Source organism: Vibrio sp. VP6, from assembly GCF_028823755.1.
Taxonomy (GTDB): Bacteria; Pseudomonadota; Gammaproteobacteria; order Enterobacterales; family Vibrionaceae; genus Vibrio; species Vibrio parahaemolyticus.
In genome coordinates, this window is record NZ_JAPEID010000081.1 from 1 (window position 1) to 5,059 (window position 5,059).

Genomic DNA, 5,059 nt, shown 5'->3' on the forward strand with positions numbered 1-5,059 from the left:
GGGTTACTTCACTTTTTTGCTATTGAAAACCGTTATTTCTTTAATAATGCTAGCACCATACTTTGTGCACAGATTATTAATAAAAGCTGGTTCAACAGATTTTATGTAAGACAGATAGCCAGAAAGATGAGATTTATCCTCTGGTGATAGTTCTTCCCAATTGAAAACTTTACTTCTTATTTCTCTTTTCTTCTCTCTACCAATAGATATTCTGGCGTCATTTGTGATGGTTAATCCCGTAACTTTCATCTTGTTCTTTTTTGAAGAGTGATGTGTCTTGCTTTTATTGATTTTTAGCTTGCTCGGGTACTCCAGTCGAGAAATGATTTCTTCAACTCTTTCTGGGATGTTTTTTAAAATCCCAAGGCTATTGGTTGAAAAATACAAATCATCTGCATATCTGGTATAAATTATCCCCAATTCATGAGAAAGGCTAAAAAGAGCGACATCTAAGTTGTAGCAAATTGCATCTGACAAAAGTGGGGATGTAATAGAACCAATGGTCAATCCTCCTTTGAAAGTCGATAGTTTTACTAGAAGGTTAGTATCTTCCTCTGTCCAGTGTTGGATTTTTCCAGTAAGATTATCGGCTGCAAATTTCCTGATATCATTGTCAGTTATTGACTCAAAAAAGTCCTTAAAGTCCAACCTTAGTAAATATTTTGCCTTTTTATGCGATTCAGCATGTTTTTTTATACTGCTTCCCTCTTTGTAAGCAGTGCTAGCTGGATGACTAGGTAGTTTCTTGAGCAACTCATCGTGAATAATACGCTGAACTCCCTTTACCTCTTTTGACGGTTGGAAGATTGTTCTAAGAGTTCCATTTCTTTTTCTTATATGGAATTTTTTATACCTTTGTGCGGATGTTTGAGCGATATTTAAAATATACTCTTCTTCCAATATTGTAAGTCTGGACAGTAACTCAAGAAGCATTGGCCTTTAATCTCTTGATTTCATTTACGTATTCTTTTATGTAAATCAATTTTGAAACACATACGCCACGAAGTTTTTGGGATGTATTTAGTAAGTGGCTAGTGGTTGTTCCATACAACTTTGTATAATCGTGACAGGTATAACAAATGTGGCCAGAAACATTAATTGGATGTACGATTTCCAATGCAACACAAAGAGAAATTAATAACTCAATCTCGTCGGTATCTGCTTTATTTCTTATACCAAATGATTTTTTGCATATATCAACGATGTTGTCGCTATCAACGGGACCAATACTCGTCACTATGATTATTATTACAAATAACATCTCTTTCTTAGTGAACAAGAAATTTCCAATAGTTTTATTTCCCTCTCTGGAATTGTAAAACTTTGGTCTAGCAGAGTCGATTCTTTCCAGAACTTCAGGAATTGAAGTGAGTATTGTATCGAAGTCGGCATAAATTGTTGGACTATATACAGAGTCTCTATCTACCCATCTTACCGGACCTGTGTTAACGAAAGACTCATCATTTTCATATTGACGATCTAGAATTGGTAGCAACTTACTCCTTAAAGGTTTACTTAAAGAGAATGCTCCTAACTCCGCAACAGTACCAAATGACTCAACAATAATTATTACTGCATCAGATAAATCTGCTAGCCACTCTTCGAGCTCTAAAGCGTTAACATCTGATTGAGTGTTACTTATAGTCTCCCAAGCATACTCGGCTCGAAACGTTAGAAGGTGTTTAGCATGCCTAGATAGATAGTTTTCGATTTCGCCGCGACGTTTGCAGTATTTTGGATCTCCTCCACAAACAAAGAGAAGTTTTGGTAATGCATTGCGACCAAATAGTGCACTTCGAGCATCTTTCATATCGCTAGATTTCTTACTCTGCTCAATGCTCTTGAATTGAGAAATAAGGTACCGCTTAGCTGAAATGAAATTGGGATGCTTAAACCACATGGTAATTTCCTAAAAAAAGAAGAAGCCCTTACAAGGCGTGAGGTTGCGCAGCAAGCGAAACGGCTTGCACTAAACAGAATCACGCTCAGTGAGGCACGAGCTGATCGTGATTCTGTTTAGTGCAACACAATCACGATCAATTTCGTCAGGTCGGCTATACACCAACCATTGGCTACCCGAAAGTAACCACGCTAAGGGCTAACGCATAAGTTAACATCTAGCTGTATTTTAATCAATCACCAACATCTTCTTACTTTATGTTTTATATGACTTTTTGTTAGATCAAATATCGCCAACTAACTCCGCTACATTAGCACTTACCTCCCTCAGCCTTGAGCTAGCCAAATGAGCATACCTCGTGCTGGTCTGTGGCGACTGATGTCCCAATAAATGCTGAACATCATAGAGCGTCGCATTTCCGCTGTTGATAAGGATCGATGCGAAGCTATGCCTCAAATCATGAATTCGGAAGTTGTCTGTAATACCAGCAGCTTTCTTGATTCGAGCAAATGCCTTCTTCGGATGAGCGATAGGTCTACCGGGTGCATCTCCGGCAAAGATATAGGGGTTCTTCGGTTGTTGAAATCGTCGTTGATCATGAATGACCTCTTTAGCTAGATGGTTGAGCAGGACCGTTCTCGACAGCCCCGATTTCGTGTGTGGTAGAAACAGGCTCCAATTGCCGTCGTCGTCGACGGTAAGGCACTCCCATTTCGAACTGGTGATTTCACCGATTCGCATCCCAGTAAGCAGAGCGAATTTCAATGCGTTAGATTGGGTGCGATTGGGTTCTTCGTTACATGCCTTGATAAAGCTGTAAACCTCGGCCCGCGATAGGAATCGCTGTCTTACATTGTTTTCCTTAAGTTTCCGTATGTACTGCCCCGGATTAGAATCGACATAACCCCATTCCATTGCCAATCTAAACATGCGAAGAATTAAGGAACGTAGACGGTTCACCGTTGCAGGCTTCCTACCTTCTAGTAATCCGTCCAACAATTTCTGAATGTCCTGCTGACCGATATCAGTAAGAGGTTTCTTGCCCCATTTCGGATAGAAATGGAGCTTGAGACTACCAGCATCACTTTTCGCGGTGAGCTTGTTCATCATTGCATAGGGTAAGTAGTGCAGCTCTGCGAACTCTTGGAACGTGAGCACGTTGCGCTTCTCATCACGAATAGCCTTGGGGTCATTACCTAGAGCAATTTCCCGTTTATGGTCATTCGCAATCTGACGAGCAGTGTTGATATCTAGCGCTGGGTACTCACCTAGCTGGATAGATTTCTTAGTTCCGTGCAGTGTGTACCTGAACAAGAAACGCTTCCTGCCTTGGCGGTTGACGATCATCTTGAGACCAGAACATAACTCGTCTGTATATTCCGTTTCCTTACTTTTGCTCGACGGCGGCGTCGGTGGTAGTGAGTCTAGTTGGCGTTTATTGAATTTGAATTTTCGGGATTGCATCACTGCCTCCTTAGTCATTCTCGATGGAGAAGTATTGGCGTAATTCGGTGAGTAGTGTCTTAGGTAGCAGTAGGTAAATACCCTTACCACTGTCCTCGACAATGCTCAGGGTCAGCACTGCTCCATAGTCCAGCTCGTCTTCGAATTCGGTGTAGGTCAGTGCTCGTTTTAGCATTTCGATATCGTCGACGACGACGGCAGAGAGTTCGGATTTTGATGTGAGGAACCAGAGCTCACATTGCAGTTCATCCCATGCTTGTTGGGCTTCTGCTTCATCGTGAAATGGCTCGGAGAATATGGATTTGATTTGTTCTTGTAAAATTGTGGTGATTGGTAGGGTTGTGATTTGTTGAAGATTGGTTAGCTTAATCATGATTAACTCCATAATTATCAATATCATAGAGTTAATATGTTTTTGATTTCATGGATGATTCGGTGAAGAAGCTTAAAGAGTTAATACATTAATCTTAACTAATTACGTACAAAATATGGCTAGTTGGAACTACTTTGATTCAGAATATCATCGTCATCATTTGAGGGGGATGCTCCAAGAGTTGAACATAAATGTGTTAATCGACCTTCTATCGCAGTGATTATTTCCTTCTGATGGCCTCGGCGAATAATGTTGTTATTTTTAACTGCGTTATATACATCTTCAAGGCAATTATCTGTCAGCCAACCTTTAAAAACACTCGTATAATTATCGATTATATCTTGTTTTATATCATCACAATCGAACGCTGTATGTGCTTCGACGCAATTTGTAAATGAATCATGAGATAAAAACTGATGGTCTACTTGGGGAACACTTACATGATACTGATCCGTTCCATTGTCGATGTAATATTGATTGATTTTGGAATTGATAATCAATACGAGTAAACGAGGGTCTACTGACACGACAACCAAAAACTTGTCCTTAGGTGGTGTAGTAAAATGACAGAACTTATGTATAACAGAACCAACTCTTAAGTTATTAGCAGCTAGTTGCGCGAGAGGATTTTGTTTTGATGACATCACTATCCCTGTGACTTTTAACGTGGTTTCTAACCCAAGCCGAGCTTAGGGGTGTCTGTTTTGGTGAAGTTGTAACAATGACTCTTTGTTTTTTAAAGTCATTATAATATCTTCCTCAGACATGAATTGATTAAGTGTGGTTTTTTTCCAAGCGTCATCGTGACTCATATCGCCCAAGTCACGAGTTTTGCTTAGCTCAATAACTTCATCAATACAAGAAAGATCTGAGCCACTGAAAAAATCTTCGTCAGCATCTCGAACAGGTTGGACAATATAGCCTTTTCCTAACTTCACTGGAGGCTGGATTGAATACGGCAGTTCTTCCCCACTTTTTATACTTTTTATTAGGTTATAGGCATGAGATGGCACAGGGCCTTTAGCCATAGCAGAATAACTGTCGTCGAAGATAAAGCGCCCATAACGTTCCATGTGCAACTTATCAGCAAGATAGAAAACTTTTAGAACATTATACATGTTCTTTCTTTTTTCAGGAGCGCGCTTCGCGATGTACGCAAAGGCTTCAAGAATTCTTGATATGCTCTCTTTATTCATAATACTCACAAACGTTACTATAGGTGTGGACGCCAGTATGATAGAGGCTGGCATTTGGGAAATAAAGAAAATTTACACAAATTGTGCAAATATCGTTCTGATTATTACTCATCATTAGCCATCTAG

Annotated in this window: 6 protein-coding genes; all 6 read right to left on the minus strand. The window is 39.8% G+C overall.

Going from position 1 to position 5,059, the window contains the following annotated elements; genetic code table 11:
* Positions 1 to 3: 3 nt before the first annotated feature.
* The 6 genes from OU793_RS23440 to OU793_RS23465 all read right to left on the minus strand — a co-directional run bounded on the left by OU793_RS23440 (position 4) and on the right by OU793_RS23465 (position 4,933).
* Positions 4 to 933, minus strand: a complete 930-nt coding sequence (locus OU793_RS23440; RefSeq protein WP_159404184.1) for a retron St85 family RNA-directed DNA polymerase — start codon at positions 931 to 933, stop codon at positions 4 to 6.
* Positions 923 to 1,900, minus strand: coding sequence for a retron St85 family effector protein (locus OU793_RS23445; RefSeq protein WP_072847788.1), 978 nt, complete (start codon positions 1,898 to 1,900; stop codon positions 923 to 925). Before OU793_RS23445 ends, OU793_RS23440 begins: the two co-directional genes overlap by 11 nt.
* 282 nt (positions 1,901 to 2,182) lie before the next feature.
* Positions 2,183 to 3,364, minus strand: a complete 1,182-nt coding sequence (locus tag OU793_RS23450; RefSeq protein WP_201452286.1) for a site-specific integrase — start codon at positions 3,362 to 3,364, stop codon at positions 2,183 to 2,185.
* A 10-nt stretch (positions 3,365 to 3,374) separates the two neighbouring features.
* Positions 3,375 to 3,737, minus strand: a complete 363-nt coding sequence (locus OU793_RS23455) for a hypothetical protein (RefSeq protein ID WP_193272092.1) — start codon at positions 3,735 to 3,737, stop codon at positions 3,375 to 3,377.
* 119 nt (positions 3,738 to 3,856) lie between these two features.
* The gene (locus OU793_RS23460; protein ID WP_159404181.1) at positions 3,857 to 4,381 is read right to left on the minus strand and encodes a hypothetical protein; all 525 of its coding nucleotides are present in this window, start codon (positions 4,379 to 4,381) and stop codon (positions 3,857 to 3,859) included.
* A 45-nt stretch (positions 4,382 to 4,426) separates the two neighbouring features.
* Positions 4,427 to 4,933: a Panacea domain-containing protein gene (locus tag OU793_RS23465; protein WP_159404180.1), complete on the minus strand. Its 507-nt coding sequence runs from the start codon at positions 4,931 to 4,933 to the stop codon at positions 4,427 to 4,429.
* Between the last annotated feature and the right edge of the window lie 126 nt (positions 4,934 to 5,059).